Annotated in this window: 16 protein-coding genes; 11 read left to right on the top strand and 5 right to left on the bottom strand. The window is 60.4% G+C overall.

Annotated elements, in window-relative coordinates:
- A partial coding sequence (locus tag ACP7A2_RS26380) for an HU family DNA-binding protein (RefSeq protein WP_426136724.1) occupies positions 1-105 on the top strand: 105 nt, incomplete at its 5' end.
- A 95-nt stretch (positions 106-200) separates the two neighbouring features.
- Here the strand turns inward: ACP7A2_RS26380 and rlmF are convergent.
- From rlmF to ACP7A2_RS26355, 5 genes are all read right to left on the bottom strand, one after another.
- Positions 201-1,220 carry a 23S rRNA (adenine(1618)-N(6))-methyltransferase RlmF gene (rlmF, locus tag ACP7A2_RS26375; RefSeq protein ID WP_426136723.1) on the bottom strand — a complete coding sequence of 340 codons (1,020 nt, stop codon included), beginning with the start codon at positions 1,218-1,220 and terminating at the stop codon, positions 201-203.
- Positions 1,221-1,435: 215 nt separating this feature from the next.
- A complete protein-coding gene (locus ACP7A2_RS26370; RefSeq protein WP_426136722.1) occupies positions 1,436-4,282 on the bottom strand; it encodes a valine--tRNA ligase in 2,847 nt (948 codons plus the stop codon).
- A 212-nt stretch (positions 4,283-4,494) separates the two neighbouring features.
- The gene (locus tag ACP7A2_RS26365; RefSeq protein WP_426136720.1) at positions 4,495-4,878 is read right to left on the bottom strand and encodes a DNA polymerase III subunit chi; all 384 of its coding nucleotides are present in this window, start codon (positions 4,876-4,878) and stop codon (positions 4,495-4,497) included.
- 7 nt (positions 4,879-4,885) lie between these two features.
- Complete coding sequence (locus ACP7A2_RS26360; RefSeq protein WP_426136718.1) at positions 4,886-5,314, bottom strand: DNA polymerase III subunit chi; 429 nt, start codon at positions 5,312-5,314, stop codon at positions 4,886-4,888.
- Between the two features lie 55 nt (positions 5,315-5,369).
- On the bottom strand, positions 5,370-6,860 hold the full coding sequence (locus ACP7A2_RS26355) for a leucyl aminopeptidase (protein ID WP_426136717.1): 1,491 nt from the start codon (positions 6,858-6,860) through the stop codon (positions 5,370-5,372).
- Positions 6,861-7,144: 284 nt separating this feature from the next.
- Here ACP7A2_RS26355 and lptF point away from each other — a divergent pair, with 284 nt between their 5' ends.
- The 10 genes from lptF (at position 7,145) to tadA (ending at position 17,640) form a co-directional block, all read left to right on the top strand.
- On the top strand, positions 7,145-8,263 hold the full coding sequence (gene lptF / locus ACP7A2_RS26350) for an LPS export ABC transporter permease LptF (protein WP_426136716.1): 1,119 nt from the start codon (positions 7,145-7,147) through the stop codon (positions 8,261-8,263).
- A complete protein-coding gene (lptG, locus tag ACP7A2_RS26345; protein ID WP_426136715.1) occupies positions 8,256-9,335 on the top strand; it encodes an LPS export ABC transporter permease LptG in 1,080 nt (359 codons plus the stop codon). The genes lptF and lptG overlap by 8 nt, the downstream gene beginning before the upstream one ends.
- 151 nt (positions 9,336-9,486) lie before the next feature.
- On the top strand, positions 9,487-11,286 hold the full coding sequence (gene lepA / locus ACP7A2_RS26340) for a translation elongation factor 4 (RefSeq protein WP_049709830.1): 1,800 nt from the start codon (positions 9,487-9,489) through the stop codon (positions 11,284-11,286).
- A 5-nt stretch (positions 11,287-11,291) separates the two neighbouring features.
- Positions 11,292-12,146 carry a signal peptidase I gene (lepB, locus tag ACP7A2_RS26335; RefSeq protein WP_375069826.1) on the top strand — a complete coding sequence of 285 codons (855 nt, stop codon included), beginning with the start codon at positions 11,292-11,294 and terminating at the stop codon, positions 12,144-12,146.
- A 151-nt stretch (positions 12,147-12,297) separates the two neighbouring features.
- Positions 12,298-12,987, top strand: a complete 690-nt coding sequence (gene rnc / locus ACP7A2_RS26330; protein WP_076951328.1) for a ribonuclease III — start codon at positions 12,298-12,300, stop codon at positions 12,985-12,987.
- Positions 12,980-13,882: a GTPase Era gene (era, locus tag ACP7A2_RS26325; protein WP_375069824.1), complete on the top strand. Its 903-nt coding sequence runs from the start codon at positions 12,980-12,982 to the stop codon at positions 13,880-13,882. The genes rnc and era overlap by 8 nt, the downstream gene beginning before the upstream one ends.
- Positions 13,883-14,045: 163 nt before the next feature.
- The gene (gene recO / locus ACP7A2_RS26320) at positions 14,046-14,729 is read left to right on the top strand and encodes a DNA repair protein RecO (protein WP_375069822.1); all 684 of its coding nucleotides are present in this window, start codon (positions 14,046-14,048) and stop codon (positions 14,727-14,729) included.
- Between the two features lie 51 nt (positions 14,730-14,780).
- Complete coding sequence (pdxJ, locus tag ACP7A2_RS26315; protein WP_426136714.1) at positions 14,781-15,524, top strand: pyridoxine 5'-phosphate synthase; 744 nt, start codon at positions 14,781-14,783, stop codon at positions 15,522-15,524.
- A gap of 242 nt (positions 15,525-15,766) precedes the next feature.
- On the top strand, positions 15,767-17,143 hold the full coding sequence (locus tag ACP7A2_RS26310) for a multicopper oxidase family protein (protein ID WP_426136713.1): 1,377 nt from the start codon (positions 15,767-15,769) through the stop codon (positions 17,141-17,143).
- Positions 17,143-17,640 (top strand): tRNA adenosine(34) deaminase TadA, encoded by a 498-nt coding sequence (tadA, locus tag ACP7A2_RS26305; RefSeq protein ID WP_426136712.1) that lies wholly within the window; start codon positions 17,143-17,145, stop codon positions 17,638-17,640. Before ACP7A2_RS26310 ends, tadA begins: the two co-directional genes overlap by 1 nt.
- The last annotated feature ends 88 nt before the right edge of the window (positions 17,641-17,728 follow it).

The raw sequence follows: 17,728 nt of genomic DNA, 5'->3' as shown, positions 1-17,728 counted from the left end.
CGTACTGGCCGTAACCATTCGACTGGCGCTGCCATCGAAATCGCTGCCAAGAAAGTTATCAAGCTGGTTGTGGCCAAAGGCCTGACCGACGCTGTTAACAAGTAAGACGCAGCAAAAAAAACCGTGCCCCGGAGCGATCCGGGCACGGTTTTTTGTTGCCTGTTGCGAGGGAGCAAGCTGCCTCGCAACAGTAGTTGGGTTTAGTCGCGCACCCAGCGTTGGCGCCAGAGCTGCTGTTCGTTCTTGGTCTGGAACGTCCAGGCCACGAAGCGGCTTTGCTTTTGCCCCTGAGACATTTCTACCACCTGGCTTTCCAGCACGCCGGCTTTTTTCAGGGCCGTCTCAATCGCGGGCAAGTTCGACGCTTTGGACACCAGGGTGCTGAACCACAACACCTTGTGCGCAAAATTCGCGCTCTCGGCGATCAACTGCGTCACAAAGCGCGCTTCGCCGCCTTCACACCACAGCTCGGCCGACTGGCCACCGAAGTTCAGCACCGGCAACTTGCGCTTGGGGTCGGCTCTGCCGAGGGCGCGCCACTTGCGTTCGCTGCCCTTGGTCGCCTCGTCCATGGAAGCGTGGAACGGCGGGTTGCACATGGTCAGGTCAAAACGCTCACCCGGCTCCAGCAGGCCCAGCAGGATGTGCTTGGGGTTGGCTTGCAAACGCAGTTGGATAACCTTGCTCAGGTCATTGGACTGCACGATGGCCTTGGCGGCTGCCACGGCGATAGGGTCGACCTCCGAGCCCAGGAAGTTCCAGCGGTACTCCATGTAGCCAATCAGCGGGTAGACGCAATTGGCGCCCATGCCGATGTCCAGCACCTTGACGATCGAACCACGCGGGATCTTGCCGTCGTTGACGCTTGCCAGCAGGTCGGCGAGGAAGTGCACATAGTCGGCACGCCCTGGCACTGGTGGGCACAGGTAGTCTGCCGGGATGTCCCAGTGCTGAATGCCGTAGAACGCCTTCAGCAACGCGCGGTTGAATACCCGCACCGCATCCGGGCTGGCGAAGTCGATGCTTTCCTTGCCGTAAGGATTGAGGATCACAAACTTCGCCAGTTCAGGCGTGGTCTTGATCAGCGCCGGGAAGTCGTAACGGCCCGTGTGACGGTTGCGCGGGTGCAGGGTGGCCTCTTTGCGAGGTGCCACGGGCTTGGCCGGGGTCGCGGATTTAGGCTTCTTGCGCGGAGGTTTTGGCGTGCTGGGAGCAGTCATGTTGATTCTGGTGTTGGCTTAGAGTGGTGGGCATTGTCACACATCCTGAGCACAACTCGCTTAAATGTGGGAGCTGGCTTGCCTGCGATGCAGGCAACTCGGTCTATCAGTGAGACCGGGGTGATGCCATCGCAGGCAAGCCAGCTCCCACAAGGATTGGGTTTTCAAGGTAAAAAAAAGAGACCCGAAGGTCTCTTTTCTACACAGATTGCACCTTACAGGCTGGAAATCCGCGCATGTTGCTCCGCCAGCTTGCCCAACGCCTGCTCAGCCTCGGCCAGTTTGGCGCGTTCCTTGTCGATTACTTCCGCCGGCGCCTTGTCGACGAACGCCGCGTTGGACAGCTTGCCGCCCACTCGCTGCACTTCGCCTTGCAGACGGGCAATTTCCTTGTCGAGACGGGCCAGTTCAGCGCCCTTGTCGATCAGGCCAGCCATCGGCACCAACACTTCCATCTCGCCGACCAGTGCGGTCGCCGACAGCGGTGCTTCTTCGCCTGCCGCCAATACGGTGATTGACTCCAGCTTCGCCAGCTTCTTGAGCAGCGCATCGTTCTCGGTGAGACGACGCTGATCTTCAGCACTGGCGTTTTTCACAAACACCGCCAATGGCTTGCCTGGCCCGATGTTCATCTCGGCACGGATGTTACGCGTGCCCATCATCAGGGTTTTGAGCCATTCGATATCGTTTTCAGCGGCCTCATCAATGCGCGCTTCATTGGCCACCGGCCAAGGTTGCAGCATGATGGTCTTGCCTTCGATACCGGCCAGCGGCGCGAGGCGCTGCCAGATTTCTTCGGTGATGAACGGCATGAACGGGTGCGCCAGGCGCAGCGCCACTTCCAATACGCGCACCAGTGTGCGGCGGGTGCCACGCTGGCGTTCGATTGGCGAGTTTTCGTCCCACAGCACGGGCTTGGACAGTTCCAGGTACCAGTCGCAATACTGGTTCCAGATGAACTCGTACAAGGCTTGTGCGGCCAGGTCGAAACGGAACTGGTCGAGCTGGCGGGTCACTTCGGCTTCAGTGCGCTGCAGCTGCGAGATGATCCAGCGGTCGGCCAGGCTCAGCTCGTAGGCTTCGCCGTTCTGGCCGCAGTCCTCGCCCTTATCCAGCACGTAACGCGCGGCGTTCCAGATCTTGTTGCAGAAGTTGCGATAGCCTTCGACGCGGCCCATGTCGAACTTGATGTCGCGACCGGTAGACGCCAGCGAGCAGAAGGTGAAACGCAGGGCGTCGGTGCCATAGCTGGCGATGCCGTCGGCGAACTCGTCGCGGGTCTGCTTCTCGATCTTCTTGGCCATTTTCGGCTGCATCATGCCCGAGGTGCGTTTCTGCACCAGCGCCTCAAGTTCGATGCCGTCGATGATGTCCAATGGGTCCAGTACGTTGCCCTTGGATTTGGACATCTTCTGGCCCTGGCCATCACGCACCAGACCGTGCACGTACACGGTCTTGAACGGCACTTGCGGGGTGCCGTCGTCGTTTTTCACCAGGTGCATGGTCAGCATGATCATCCGGGCGACCCAGAAGAAAATGATGTCGAAGCCGGTGACCAGCACGTCGGTCGGGTGGAATTTTTCGAGAAACTCGGTTTTTTCCGGCCAGCCCAGCGTGGAGAAGGTCCACAGCCCGGCGCTGAACCAGGTGTCAAGCACGTCGTTGTCCTGGTTCAAAACCAGGTCGGCCGGCAGGTTGTGCTTGGCACGCACTTCGGCTTCGTCACGACCTACATAGACCTTGCCCGACTCGTCGTACCAGGCCGGAATGCGATGGCCCCACCACAACTGACGGCTGATGCACCAATCCTGGATGTCACGCATCCACGAGAAGTACATGTTTTCGTACTGCTTGGGCACGAACGCGATGCGGCCATCTTCCACGGCGGCGATCGCAGGCTCGGCCAAAGGCTTGGTCGACACGTACCACTGGTCGGTCAGCCAAGGCTCGATGATGGTGCCGGAACGGTCGCCCTTCGGCACTTTCAGGCCGTGGTCGTCAACGCTCACCAGCAGGCCGGCGGCGTCGAAGGCGGCAACGATCTGCTTGCGCGCTTCAAAACGGTCGAGGCCGGCGAATTCAGCCGGAATCTTGCCGTCGATGCTCTCGTTCAGCGTGCCGTCCAGGTTAAACACCTGGCAGGCCGGCAACACGGCAGCATTTTTGTCGAAGATGTTCAGCAGCGGCAGGTTGTGGCGCTTGCCGACTTCGTAGTCGTTGAAATCGTGAGCCGGGGTGATTTTCACGCAGCCGGTGCCGAATTCAGGGTCGCAGTAGTCATCCGCAATAATCGGGATGCGACGGCCGACCAAAGGCAGCTCGACGAATTTGCCGATCAATGCCTTGTAGCGTTCGTCTTCCGGGTTCACGGCCACGGCGGCATCGCCGAGCATGGTTTCCGGGCGGGTGGTGGCGACGATCAGGTAGTCGTTGCCTTCAGCGGTCTTGGCGCCGTCGGCCAGCGGGTACTTGAGGTTCCAAAGGAAACCTTTCTCGTCGTGGTTTTCCACTTCAAGGTCGGAAATCGCCGTGTGCAACTTGGTGTCCCAGTTGACCAGGCGCTTGCCGCGATAGATCAGGCCGTCTTCGTGCAGGCGCACAAAGGCTTCTTTCACGGCTTCGGACAGGCCGTCGTCCATGGTGAAGCGCTCACGGCTCCAGTCGACGGACGAACCCAGGCGACGAATCTGACGGCTGATGTTGCCGCCAGACTGGTCTTTCCATTCCCAGATTTTTTCGAGGAATTTCTCCCGACCCAGGTCGTGACGGCTCTGGCCGGTGGCTTCCAGTTGGCGCTCCACCAGCATCTGGGTGGCGATGCCGGCGTGGTCGGTGCCCGGTTGCCACAGGGTGTTGCGGCCCTGCATGCGGCGGAAACGGATCAACGCATCCATGATCGCATTGTTGAAGCCATGGCCCATGTGCAGGCTGCCAGTGACGTTCGGTGGCGGGATCATGATGGTGTACGAATCGCCGGCACCTTGTGGGGCGAAGTAATTCTCGGATTCCCAGGTGTTGTACCAGGAAGTTTCAATGGCGTGCGGCTGGTAGGTCTTATCCATGCGCGGCGGGACCCTAGTTGGCATTTATTCAGGAAAGCCGGCAAGTATAACGGGGGATAAGGCGCAGGGCGAGGCGAAGACGGGCTTAAGGTTGATGCAAAATTATGTGGGAGCTGGCTTGCCTGCGATGGCGGTTTTCAAGTCAGCATCTTCTGCAACTGATACACCGCTATCGCAGGCAAGCCAGCTCCCACAGGGGATTTTGGCGAGGCTCAGGATTGGTACTGACTCAGCAGCCGCTCCATGCGCGCATCCAACCGACGCTTGATCTCGGTTTCGATATGCGGGGCGAAATCGTCGATCACGTCTTGCATGATCAATTGCGCGGCGGCGCGCAGTTCGTTGTCCAGGTGCAGCAGCAGCGCGTCAGGCGCTTTTTCAGCGGCAACCGGCGCGGCTTCTACAGCAGGCGCGACAGGCGCCGGCGCAGCCGGTTTGCCACCGACCATGTCGAACAACAGCGGAATCTGTACCTCGCCGTCGACCGTGTCGGTCAGCATTGGCGGTTGCACGTCATCATCACCGAGCAACTGACGGATCGACTCGAGGTCGTCCAGCAGGTGGTCGTCTTTTTTCAGCGGGTTGGGAGTGTCCATCGTGTACTCAAAGTCGTTGTAGCCGGTGATCTTGCAGAGGATAGCCTTGTTCGCGGTAGAAACGGAAACTCTCACGCGCGGCCTGACGAATTGCCGGGTCTTCCACTACCACTTCCGCCACGCGGGCAAACGCCTTGGCGAAGGTCGGTACTTTCAGGTCCAGGTTAACCAGCAAGTCAGTGTGATCGCCGCAACTGTCGCCGACACCCAGCACTACCAGGCCTTCGGGTTCGGATTCTGCCGGGCCGTGGGGCACAAAACTTTCGCCCTTGAAGCGCCACAGGCGGGCATCCAGCTCGTCACGTTGGGCGGCATCGCTGCAATGCAGGTAAATGCGGTGGCCCATGCGCCAGGCTTTTTCGGTGAGTTTGCAGGCAAAGTCCAGGCGCGCGAGCGGGTCGGCGCTGGGCAATATATAGAAGTCGACTTGGGTCATTGCGGTTCCTGGAACCCGGAGCAGCGGTATAACAGCTGCCCCGGGGTCATCAGTTTCAGGCTTTGGCGCGGTCCAGCAGGTACTGGGTCAGCAGGGGCACCGGACGGCCAGTGGCGCCCTTGTCCTTGCCGCCGCTGGTCCAGGCGGTGCCGGCGATGTCCAGGTGTGCCCAGTTGAAGTTCTTGGCAAAACGCGACAGGAAGCAGGCCGCCGTGATGGTGCCGGCTTTCGGGCCGCCGATGTTGGCGATGTCGGCGAACGGGCTGTCCAGTTGTTCCTGATACTCGTCGAACAGCGGCAGTTGCCAGGCGCGGTCGTCAGCCGCCTTGCCGGCGCTGAGCAGTTGTTCGATCAGCTCGTCGTTGTTGCCCAGCAGGCCCGACGTATGGGCACCCAGGGCAACCACGCAGGCACCGGTCAGGGTGGCGATGTCGATCACGGCTTGCGGCTTGAAGCGCTCGGCGTAGGTCAGGGCATCGCACAGCACCAGGCGGCCTTCGGCGTCGGTGTTGAGGATTTCAACGGTCTGGCCGCTGAGGGTGGTGACGATGTCGCCCGGACGGGTCGCGCCGCCGCTCGGCATGTTCTCGGCGCAGGCCAGGATGCACACCAGGTTGATCGGCAGCTTGAGTTCCAGCACGGCACGCAGGGTACCGAACACGCTGGCGGCGCCGCCCATGTCGTACTTCATCTCGTCCATGCCCAGGCCCGGCTTGAGGCTGATGCCGCCGGTGTCGAAGGTGATGCCTTTGCCGACCAGGGCGTAAGGTTTGTCAGCCTTTTTGCCACCGTTGTATTGCATCACGATCAGGCGTGGCGGCTGGTCGCTGCCCTGGCCCACGGCATAGAACGAGCCCATGCCCAGTTCCTTGATCTTCTTCTCGTCCAGCACTTCAACTTTCAGGCCCTTGAACTCTTTGCCCAGCGCCTTGGCTTGCTCGCCCAGGTACGTAGGGTGGCAGATGTTCGGTGGCAGGTTGCCCAGGTCGCGGGTAAACGACATGCCGTTGGCGATTGCCGTGGCGTGCGTCACGGCACGTTCGACTTCAGCCTGAGCCGCCTTGATGGTCAGCAGGGTGATTTTCTTCAGGGCGCGGGGTTCGGCTTTGGTGCTCTTGAACTGGTCGAAGACATAACCGCCGTCCACCAGGCTTTCGGCCAGCAGGCGGGTCTTGCCGTAGCTGTCGCGGCCTTTTACGACGATTTCGTCCAGTGCCAGTGCCGCGTCGCCGCCGCCCAGGCCCTTGAGGGTGTTGAGGATGGCGCTGATGATCTTGCGGAACGGGCGGTCGCCCAGTTCGGCGTCTTTGCCCACGCCCACCAGCAGTACGCGGTCGGCTTTGAGGTTAGGCAGGCTTTGCAGCAGCAGGCTCTGACCGACTTTGCCGGACAGGTCGCCGCGCTTGAGGATCGCGCTGATGGCGCCACCGCTCAGTTCATCCAGTTGCCTGGCAGCGACGCCGAGCTTGCGGCCTTCGCCGACAGCGACCACGAGGGTGGCGGTTTTCAACGTTTCGGGGCTAACGCTTTTTACAACCAATTCCATTTTCGGGTCCCTTATAAAGGTCTGTGAGCCAAGAGTCTGTACTCAGGCTTTAAAGCGAAGGCAGCTCTGTAAACCGCCCGCGACAAAGGCCGCAGTTTGAACCTCGCCAGCGGAGCCTGACAACCCTTGCCGCACGCTTTGTGCACGCGTATGAGCAAGCACCGTGACAGGCAGGGTCAATCACAGGATAATGCGCCATCTTTTTAGCCGGCCCGTGTAAACGGGTCGACTCGGTATGCTTGCTTGTTTGGCCGCCTTAGCCTGACAACCCTGGAGTGTCTGGTTTGATCGTCTTCCGTTATCTGTCCCGCGAAGTCCTGTTGACCCTGAGTGCCGTGAGTGCGGTATTGCTGGTCATCACCATGAGTGGTCGTTTCGTCAAATTCCTTGCTCAGGCAGCCTCGGGCGCCCTGGATCCGGGCTCGTTGTTCCTGATCATGGGCTTTCGCCTGCCGGGTTTCCTGCAGCTGATCCTGCCGCTTGGTCTGTTTCTCGGCATACTGCTGGCCTATGGCCGGTTGTACCTTGAAAGTGAAATGACCGTGCTGTCCGCTACCGGGATGAGCCAGCAGCGGTTGCTGGCCATGACCATGGTGCCAGCCACGGGCGTTGCGCTGGTGGTGGCCTGGTTGAGCATGAGCCTGGCGCCTCAGGGCGCCATGCAGTTTCAGCTGTTGCTGAACAAACAGGACGCGATGACCGAGTTCGACACCCTTGAGCCTGGGCGCTTTCAAGCGCTGAACGACGGTACGCGGGTGACCTATACCGAAACCATGACGGATGATCGCGCCAACCTCGGCGGTGTGTTCATTTCACAGAAAAACCTCGGGGAAAACCAGAAAGACCGTGGCATTTCGATTCTGGTGGCCGACAGCGGTCGCCAGGAAGTGCGCCCTGATGGCAGCCGCTACCTGATCCTGGAAAACGGCTATCGCTACGACGGCAGCCCGGGTCTGGCGGATTATCGGGCGATCAAGTACGACACTTATGGCGTAATGCTGGCCAAGCCCGAAATAAGTGAAGAAGTCACCGACCGCGACGCGCTGCCGACGGCCTCGTTGTTCGGCAGCCAGGAACTGCGCTCTATAGCCGAGCTGCAGTGGCGTATTTCCCTGCCGTTGCTGGTGTTTATCGTGACCTTGATGGCAGTGCCGCTGTCACGCGTAAACCCGCGTCAGGGCCGCTTCCTCAAGCTGCTGCCGGCGATCCTGCTGTACATGGCCTACCTTACAATCCTGATTTCCGCCCGTGGCTCCCTGGAGAAAGGCAAGCTGTCGCCGACCCTGGGCCTGTGGTGGGTGCACGGCATTTTCCTGGCGATTGGCCTGGGGCTGCTCTATTGGGAACCTATACGTTTGAAAATGAAGAGCCGTCGTGGCCAGAAGGAGTTGGCTCGTGGTTAAGCTCGATCGCTACATTGGCAGCAGCGTACTGGTCGCCATTCTGGCGGTGCTGGGCATCATCCTCGGCCTGGCTTCGTTGTTCGCTTTCATTGATGAAGTGGGCAACGTCACCGACACCTACACGGTCACCGATGTCCTCAGTTTTGTTGCGCTGACTGCGCCGCGCCGTCTTTACGACATGATGCCGATGGCCGCGCTGATCGGTTGCCTGATCGGCCTGGGCAGCCTGGCCAGCAGCAGCGAACTGACCATCATGCGGGCGGCGGGTGTCTCCATCGGCCGTATTGTCTGGGCCGTCATGAAGCCGATGCTGTTGCTGATGGCCTGCAGCGTGCTGATCGGCGAATACGTGGCGCCGCCGGCCGAAGCCACTGCCCAGGCCAATCGCGCCCTGGCCCAGGGGTCGGGCGACGCACAAAGCGCCAAGCACGGCCTGTGGCACCGCCAGGGTGACGAGTTCATCCACATCAACGCCGTGCAACCGGGCGGCCTGTTGATCGGTGTAACGCGCTACACATTCGACAAGGAGCGTCACATGTTGACCTCCAGCTTTGCCAAGCGCGCGCAGTACGCTGCCGAGAAGTGGGAACTGAGCGACGTCACCACGACCTACTTCCGCAACGTGGGCCAGGGCACCAAGGCTTACACCGAAGTGATCAATGTGCCGACCGAGGCATGGGATATCGCCCTGAAGCCGGAATTGCTCAATACCGTGGTGATGATCCCGGAAACCCTGCCGATCTCCGGGTTGTGGAGCTACATCCACTACCTCAAGGATCAAGGCCTGAATAATGGCCGCTACTGGCTGGCGTTTTGGGTCAAGGTGTTGCAGCCGGTGGTGACCGCAGCGCTGGTGTTGATGGCGATTTCGTTCATCTTCGGCCCGCTGCGCTCCGTGACCCTCGGCCAGCGCGTGTTTACCGGCGTACTGGTGGGCTTCACCTTCCGCATCGCTCAGGACTTGCTCGGCCCGTCGAGCCTTGTGTTTGGGTTCTCACCGCTGTTCGCGGTGCTGGTGCCTACCGCCATCTGCGCCCTGGCGGGCTTCTGGCTGTTGCGCCGAGCCGGCTGATGCTGCGCTTATAGACAAAAAATGCCCCGGTCGAGAGATCGGGGCATTTTTGTTCTGGTCAGCAAAGATGACGTCCGGCCTGAGCATCAGGTACAATTCCCGGCTATTTTTCAGCGGGCAATCTGCCTGCAGCCTTTTTGAGTGTTGATCCGTGAGTGATTTGAGTCATATCCGCAATTTCTCCATCATCGCCCACATTGACCATGGCAAGTCGACGCTGGCCGATCGATTTATCCAGATGTGCGGTGGCCTTGCCGAGCGTGAAATGGAAGCTCAGGTACTGGATTCCATGGACCTCGAGCGCGAGCGCGGCATCACCATCAAGGCCCACAGCGTTACCCTGTACTACACCGCAAAAGACGGTATCAAGTACCAGCTGAACTTCATTGACACCCCCGGCCACGTTGACTTCACCTACGAAGTCAGCCGCTCGCTGGCCGCGTGTGAAGGTGCGTTGCTGGTGGTGGACGCGGGGCAGGGCGTTGAAGCCCAGTCCGTCGCCAACTGCTATACCGCGATCGAGCAGGGCCTTGAGGTCATGCCGGTTCTGAACAAGATCGACTTGCCGCAGGCCGACCCGGACCGCGTCAAGGAAGAGATCGAAAAAATCATCGGCATTGACGCCACCGACGCCGTCGAGTGCAGCGCCAAGACTGGCCTGGGCGTTGATGAGGTGCTCGAGCGCCTGGTCAAAACCATCCCTGCACCCACCGGTAACTACGAAGATCCGCTGCAAGCGTTGATCATCGACTCCTGGTTCGACAACTACCTGGGCGTTGTTTCCCTGGTACGTGTACGCCATGGCCGTGTGAAGAAGGGCGACAAGATCCTGGTCAAATCCACCGGCAAGATCCACTTGGTGGACAGCGTCGGTGTATTCAACCCCAAGCACACGGCCACCGTTGACCTGAAAGCCGGTGAAGTAGGCTTCATCATCGCCGGCATCAAGGACATTCACGGTGCACCGGTCGGTGACACCCTGACCTTGAGCTCCACCCCTGACGTTGACGTGCTGCCGGGCTTCAAACGCATCCAGCCGCAGGTCTACGCCGGCCTGTTCCCGGTCAGCTCCGACGACTTCGAGGATTTCCGCGAAGCCCTGCAAAAGCTGACCCTCAACGATTCGTCGTTGCAGTACACCCCGGAAAGCTCCGACGCACTGGGCTTCGGCTTCCGTTGCGGCTTCCTCGGCATGCTGCACATGGAGATCATCCAGGAGCGCCTTGAGCGCGAATACGACCTGGACCTGATCACCACCGCGCCGACCGTTATTTTTGAACTGTTGCTGAAAACCGGTGAAACGATTTACGTCGATAACCCGTCCAAGCTTCCGGATCTGTCTTCCATCGAAGACATGCGCGAGCCAATCGTGCGGGCCAATATCCTGGTACCGCAAGAGCACTTGGGCAACGTGATTACCCTGTGTATCGAAAAACGTGGCGTGCAGCACGACATGTTGTTCCTCGGTACCCAGGTGCAAGTGACCTACGATTTGCCGATGAACGAAGTGGTCCTGGACTTCTTCGACCGTCTCAAATCCACCAGTCGCGGCTATGCTTCGCTGGATTACCATTTCGATCGTTACCAGTCGGCTAATCTGGTCAAACTGGATGTGCTGATCAACGGCGACAAGGTAGATGCACTGGCACTGATCGTGCACAAGGACAACGCGCACTACAAAGGTCGGCAGTTGACCGAAAAGATGAAAGAACTGATTCCGCGCCAGATGTTCGACGTCGCGATCCAGGCCGCCATTGGCGGGCAGATCATTGCACGGACCTCCGTCAAGGCACTCAGAAAGAACGTACTGGCCAAATGCTACGGCGGTGACGTAAGCCGTAAGCGCAAGCTGCTTGAGAAGCAAAAGGCCGGTAAAAAACGCATGAAGCAAGTGGGCAACGTGGAAATTCCACAAGAAGCCTTCCTTGCGGTGCTCAGGTTGGATAGTTAGGTCCTATGTCGCTAAATTTCCCGCTGTTGCTGGTTATCGCTGTCGCCGTTTGCGGCCTCCTGGCGTTGCTCGATCTGGTGTTCTTCGCCCCGCGTCGGCGTGCGGCTATCGCCTCCTATCAGGGCAGCGTCAGCCAGCCCGATGCGGTGGTAGTCGAGAAGCTGAACAAAGAGCCGTTGCTGGTTGAATACGGCAAATCGTTCTTCCCGGTGTTGTTCATCGTGCTGGTGCTGCGTTCGTTCCTGGTGGAGCCGTTTCAGATCCCTTCGGGCTCGATGAAACCTACCCTGGACGTGGGCGACTTCATCCTGGTGAACAAGTTTTCCTACGGGATTCGCCTGCCGGTGATCGACAAGAAAGTCATCCCGATCGGTGACCCGCAGCGCGGCGACGTGATGGTGTTCCGCTACCCGAGCGACCCGACCGTCAACTACATCAAGCGTGTAGTCGGCCTGCCGGGCGACGTGATTCGCTACACCAGCGACAAGCGTCTGTTCGTCAACGGTGAGTCGGTGGCCGAGAAACTGCTGGGTACCGAGCCGAACACCCTAGGCAGCGCCGAGCTGTATCAGGAAAAACTCGGCACGGTCGAGCACCAGATCCGCAAGGAAATGAGCCGCTACCGTGCAATGCCTGATGGCGAATGGAAAGTGCCTGCCGGGCACTACTTCATGATGGGCGACAACCGCGACAACTCCAACGACAGCCGTTACTGGGATGATCCCAACATTCCCAAGGACCTGCTGGGCATGGTTCCCGACGAGAACATTGTCGGCAAGGCCTTTGCAGTCTGGATGAGTTGGCCGGAACCCAAACTCAGCCACCTGCCGAACTTCTCGCGGGTCGGGCTGATCAAGTAATACAGGCGGCGCTGTGAACACAGCGCCGAATGCTTTTCTGGGGTTGGGACAATCATTGGCCCGGCCCCTTGCTGTACCAATAGGATTTGAATTTGAACACTGCGTCAATCGTCGATGGCCGCCGGTGCCACCACACAGATATGGGTAAACCGTGAGCGTTTCTCTAAGCCGTCTCGAGCGCCAGCTCGGCTACACCTTCAAGGACCAGGAATTGATGGTCCTTGCCCTCACACACCGCAGCTTTGCAGGGCGTAACAACGAACGCCTGGAATTTCTCGGTGATGCCATCCTTAACTTCGCCGCCGGTGAAGCGCTCTTTGAGCGTTTCCCTCAAGCGCGCGAAGGCCAGCTGTCACGCCTGCGTGCGCGCCTTGTCAAAGGCGAGACCCTGGCCGTGCTGGCCCGCGGCTTCGGCCTGGGCGAGTACCTGCGGTTGGGTTCCGGTGAATTGAAAAGCGGTGGGTTTCGTCGCGAATCGATCCTGGCCGATGCGCTGGAAGCATTGATCGGTGCGATCTACCTCGATGCAGGTATGGAGATGGCCAAGGAGCGCGTGGTCGCCTGGCTGGCTTCGGAGATCGAAAGCCTGACGCTGGTCGACACCAACAAAGATCCCAAGACCCGCCTGCAGGAGTACCTGCAGTCCCGTGGTTGCGAACTGCCACGTTACGAAGTGGTGGATATCCAGGGCGAGCCGCATTGCCGCGTGTTCTTCGTGGAATGTGAAATCACCTTATTGAATGAAAAAAGCCGAGGTCAGGGTGTGAGCCGTCGTATTGCCGAACAGGTAGCGGCCGCTGCAGCACTGATTGCCCTGGGCGTGGAGAATGGCCATGACTGATTCAACCGCAACACGCTGTGGCTATGTTGCCATCGTCGGCCGCCCGAACGTGGGCAAGTCCACGCTGCTGAACCACATCCTCGGCCAGAAGCTCGCGATCACCTCGCGCAAGCCGCAGACCACCCGCCACAACATGCTGGGCATCAAGACCGAAGGCACCGTGCAAGCGGTCTACGTCGACACTCCGGGCATGCACAAAGGCGGTGAGAAAGCCCTCAACCGTTACATGAACAAGACCGCTTCGGCGGCGTTGAAAGACGTCGACGTGGTGATCTTCGTGGTTGACCGCACCAAGTGGACCGACGAAGACCAGATGGTCCTCGAGCGCGTGCAGTACGTCACCGGCCCGTTGATCGTCGCGCTGAACAAGACCGACCGCATCGAAGACAAGGCCGAGCTGATGCCGCACCTGAGCTGGCTGCAGGAACAACTGCCAAACGCCCAGATCATGCCGATCTCGGCTCAGCACGGGCATAACCTTGAAGCCCTGGAACGCGTGATCGCCGGCCACCTGCCGGAGAACGAGCACTTCTTCCCGGAAGACCAGATCACCGACCGCAGCAGCCGCTTCCTCGCCGCCGAACTGGTGCGTGAGAAAATCATGCGCCAGATGGGTGCCGAGCTGCCGTACCAGATCACGGTTGAAATCGAAGAGTTCAAGCAGCAGGGCAAAACCCTGCATATCCACGCGCTGATCCTCGTCGAACGTGACGGCCAGAAGAAAATCATCATTGGCGACAAGGGCGAGCGCATCAAGCGCATCGGCACCGAAGCGCGCAAGGACATGGAAGTGCTGTTTGATTCCAAGATCATGCTCAACCTGTGGGTGAAGGTGAAGGGTGGTTGGTCTGATGATGAGCGCGCGTTGCGCTCCCTGGGCTACGGCGACTTGTAAGCGGTCCTGAAAACATCGCAGGACAACATGTGGGAGCGGGCTTGCTCGCGAATGCGGTATATCAGTCGACATATCAGTGACTGATCCACCGCTTTCGCGAGCAAGCCCGCTCCCACATTGGGTTTGTATCGTTGTCAAAAATGCATTCCATCAGTGAGAGCCCATGTCCCAACCCACCAGCCAACTCGCCTACGTCCTGCACAGCCGCGCCTACCGCGAGACCAGCGCCCTGGTGGACTTCCTCACGCCTCAGGGCCGCCTGCGCGCAGTCTTGCGCAGTGCACGCGGCAAGGCCGGTACGCAGGCCCGGCCGTTCGTGGCGCTGGACGTGGAGTTTCGGGGCAAGGGCGAGCTGAAAAACGTCGGTCGTCTGGAAAGCGTGGGCATATCCCCCTGGCTGAACGGCGAAGCCCTGTTCAGTGGCCTTTACCTCAATGAGCTGCTGATTCGCCTGCTGCCAGCCGAAGACCCTCACCCCGGCGTCTTCGATCACTACGCCGCCACCTTGCTTGCCCTGGCCGAAGGCCGCCCACTGGAGCCGTTGTTGCGCGCCTTCGAATGGCGTCTGCTCGACGACCTGGGTTACGGCTTTGAACTCACCAACGACCTGCACGGCGAACCCGTCGCCGCCGACGGCATGTACCGCCTGCAAGTCGACGCTGGCCTTGAGCGCGTGTACCTGCTGCAACCCGGCCTGTTCCAGGGCACTGAGCTTTTGGCCATGAGCGAAGCCGACTGGACGGCGCCCGGCGCCTTGTCTGCCGCCAAGCGCCTGATGCGCCAGGCACTGGCCGTGCACTTGGGCGGCCGGCCGCTGGTCAGTCGCGAGTTGTTTCGAAAGCCCTGACATCCCCGTGTATGCTGTGCACCGTTTCTTTCCCTTTTCAGGAGCGCTTCCGTGACCACCAGCAATCGCATTCTTCTTGGCGTCAACATCGACCACGTCGCTACCCTGCGTCAGGCCCGGGGCACCCGTTACCCGGACCCGGTCAAGGCTGCGCTGGACGCCGAAGAATCAGGCGCTGACGGCATCACCGTGCACCTGCGCGAAGACCGCCGCCACATCCAGGAGCGCGACGTGCTGGTGCTCAAGGACGTGCTGCAAACCCGCATGAACTTCGAGATGGGCGTCACCGAGGAAATGATGCAGTTCGCCGAGCGCATCCGCCCGGCGCACATCTGCCTGGTGCCGGAAACCCGCCAGGAACTGACCACCGAAGGCGGCCTCGACGTAGCCGGCCAGGAAGCGCGAATCAAGGCTGCGGTTGAGCGCCTGTCGCAGATCGGCAGCGAAGTCTCGCTGTTCATCGACGCCGACGAGCGCCAGATCGAAGCCTCGCGCCGCGTCGGCGCACCAGCGATTGAACTGCACACCGGCCGTTACGCCGATGCTACTACGCCGACTGAAATCGCCGATGAGCTGCAACGCATCATTGATGGCGTGAGCTGCGGTCTCAAAGAAGGCCTGATCGTCAACGCCGGACACGGCTTGCACTACCACAACGTCGAAGCCGTGGCCGCGATCAAGGGCATCAACGAGCTGAACATCGGCCACGCGCTGGTGGCCCATGCGCTGTTCGTCGGTTTCAAGGGCGCCGTGGCCGAGATGAAAGCGCTGATCCTGGCGGCTGCCAAAGCCTAATCCCACACAGTCTCAAACACCCTCAAGATCACAAAATGTGGGAGCTGGCTTGCCTGCGATAGCGGTGGATCAGCAAGCACGGGTATTAGCTGGCCTACCGCCATCGCAGGCAAGCCAGCTCCCACATTAGCCTGCAGTGAATTTGGCCTGCGGCAATGCGAAGCCTTACTGTTTAGCCGACGCAGGTGTATCGTATCTGCCCTTTGCAGGCCCCTGGCCTGCCGCAGATACGTGAGGTTGTTGTGTCCCGATCCTTTTCCCGTCGACAAATCCTGGGTGGCCTCGCAGGCCTTGCCGTTGTGGGCGTCGGTGCCGGTGGCGCCTATCGCTACTGGCTGGGAAAAGTCGCCGAGTCCGAGGCCGGGCACGATTACCAACTGATTGCTGCCCCGCTGGACGTCGAACTGGTGCCGGGCCACAAAACCGAAGCCTGGGCATTCGGCCCTTCCGCACCGGGCACCGAGCTGCGCGTGCGTCAGGGCGAGTGGCTGCGGGTGCGCTTCATCAACCACCTGCCAGTCGCTACCACCATCCACTGGCATGGCATCCGCCTGCCGCTGGAAATGGACGGCGTGCCTTACGTCTCGCAACTGCCGGTATTGCCCGGTGAATATTTCGACTACAAATTCCGCGTGCCCGACGCCGGCAGCTACTGGTATCACCCCCATGTGAACAGCAGCGAAGAACTTGGCCGGGGCCTCGTCGGCCCGCTGATCATCGAAGAGCGCGAGCCCACCGGTTTCAAACATGAACGCACCCTCAGCCTGAAAAGCTGGCACGTGGACGAGGAGGGCGCGTTCGTGGCCTTCAGCATCCCCCGTGAAGCGGCGCGTGGCGGTACGGCCGGGCGACTGTCGACGATCAATGGCGTGCCCCAGGCGGTGGTCGATTTACCGGCCGGGCAGATCACCCGCGTGCGCTTGCTCAACCTCGATAACACCCTGACTTATCGCATCAATATCCCCGACGTCGAAGCGCAGATCTACGCGCTGGACGGCAACCCCATCGAGCCGCGCCCGTTGGGCAAGGAATACTGGCTGGGCCCGGGCATGCGCATTTGCCTGGCGATCAAGGCGCCGCCCGCCGGTGAAGAACTGTCGATCCGCAACGGCCCGGTGCGCCTGGGTACCTTCCGCTCGGTGGCCAACAGCGACGCACCCAGCGAATGGCCGCCGGCGCTGCCCGCCAACCCGATTGCCGAACCGGACCTGGCCAATGCCGAGAAACTCAACTTCAATTTCGAATGGGTCGGCTCCGTGTCTGTCGATGACGGCAAGCCGCCCAGCCTGTGGCAGATCAACGGCAAGGCCTGGGACATCACCGACAAGACCTGCGCCGACCGCCCGATCGCCAAGCTTGAGAAGGGCAAGAGCTACATTTTCGAATTGAAAAACATGACCCAATACCAGCACCCGATCCACTTGCACGGCATGAGCTTCAAGGTGATCGCCTCGAACCGCCACAAGGTGATCCCGTATTTCACCGACACCTACCTGCTCGGCAAAAACGAACGCGCCCGCGTGGCGTTGGTGGCGGATAACCCGGGGGTGTGGATGTTCCATTGCCATGTGATCGACCACATGGAAACCGGCCTGATGGCCGCCATCGAGGTGGCGTGATGCGCCAGATTCGCCCCGCCGCGATTATTGATCGCAGCCGCGACCAGGATTTCATGCGCGAAGCCCTGGCCCTCGCCGCACAAGGCGCAGCCCTGGGCGAAGTGCCCGTGGGCGCGGTGCTGGTGCAGGACGGTGAAATCATCGGTCGTGGGTTCAATTGCCCGATCAGCAGCAACGACCCCAGCGCCCATGCCGAGATGGTCGCCATCCGCGCAGCGGCGCAGGCGATCAGCAACTATCGGCTGGTGGGTAGCACGCTGTATGTAACCCTGGAACCCTGCAGCATGTGCGCGGGCGTGATCGTGCATTCGCGGGTTGCGCGGGTGGTGTATGGCGCGCTGGAACCGAAGGCGGGGATTGTGCAAAGCCAGGGGCAGTTTTTTACCCAGGGCTTTTTGAATCATCGGGTGCTGTATGAAGGCGGGGTGTTGGCGCAGGAGTGTGGGGCTGTGCTCAGTGAGTTCTTCAAGGCCAGAAGAGCCAAGCCACCGCTCTAAAGAACACCCTGGGACCCATGTGGGAGCTGGCTTGCCTGCGATGCAGACACCTCGGTCCAACTGACACACCGAGGTGTCTGCATCGCAG

Origin of the sequence: Pseudomonas sp. PWP3-1b2 (assembly GCF_049896045.1) — a bacterium.
GTDB classification, from domain to species: Bacteria; Pseudomonadota; Gammaproteobacteria; order Pseudomonadales; family Pseudomonadaceae; genus Aquipseudomonas; species Aquipseudomonas antarctica_B.
The sequence above is the reverse complement of the archived record's forward strand: the minus strand, read 5'-3'. Positions and strand labels throughout refer to the sequence as shown.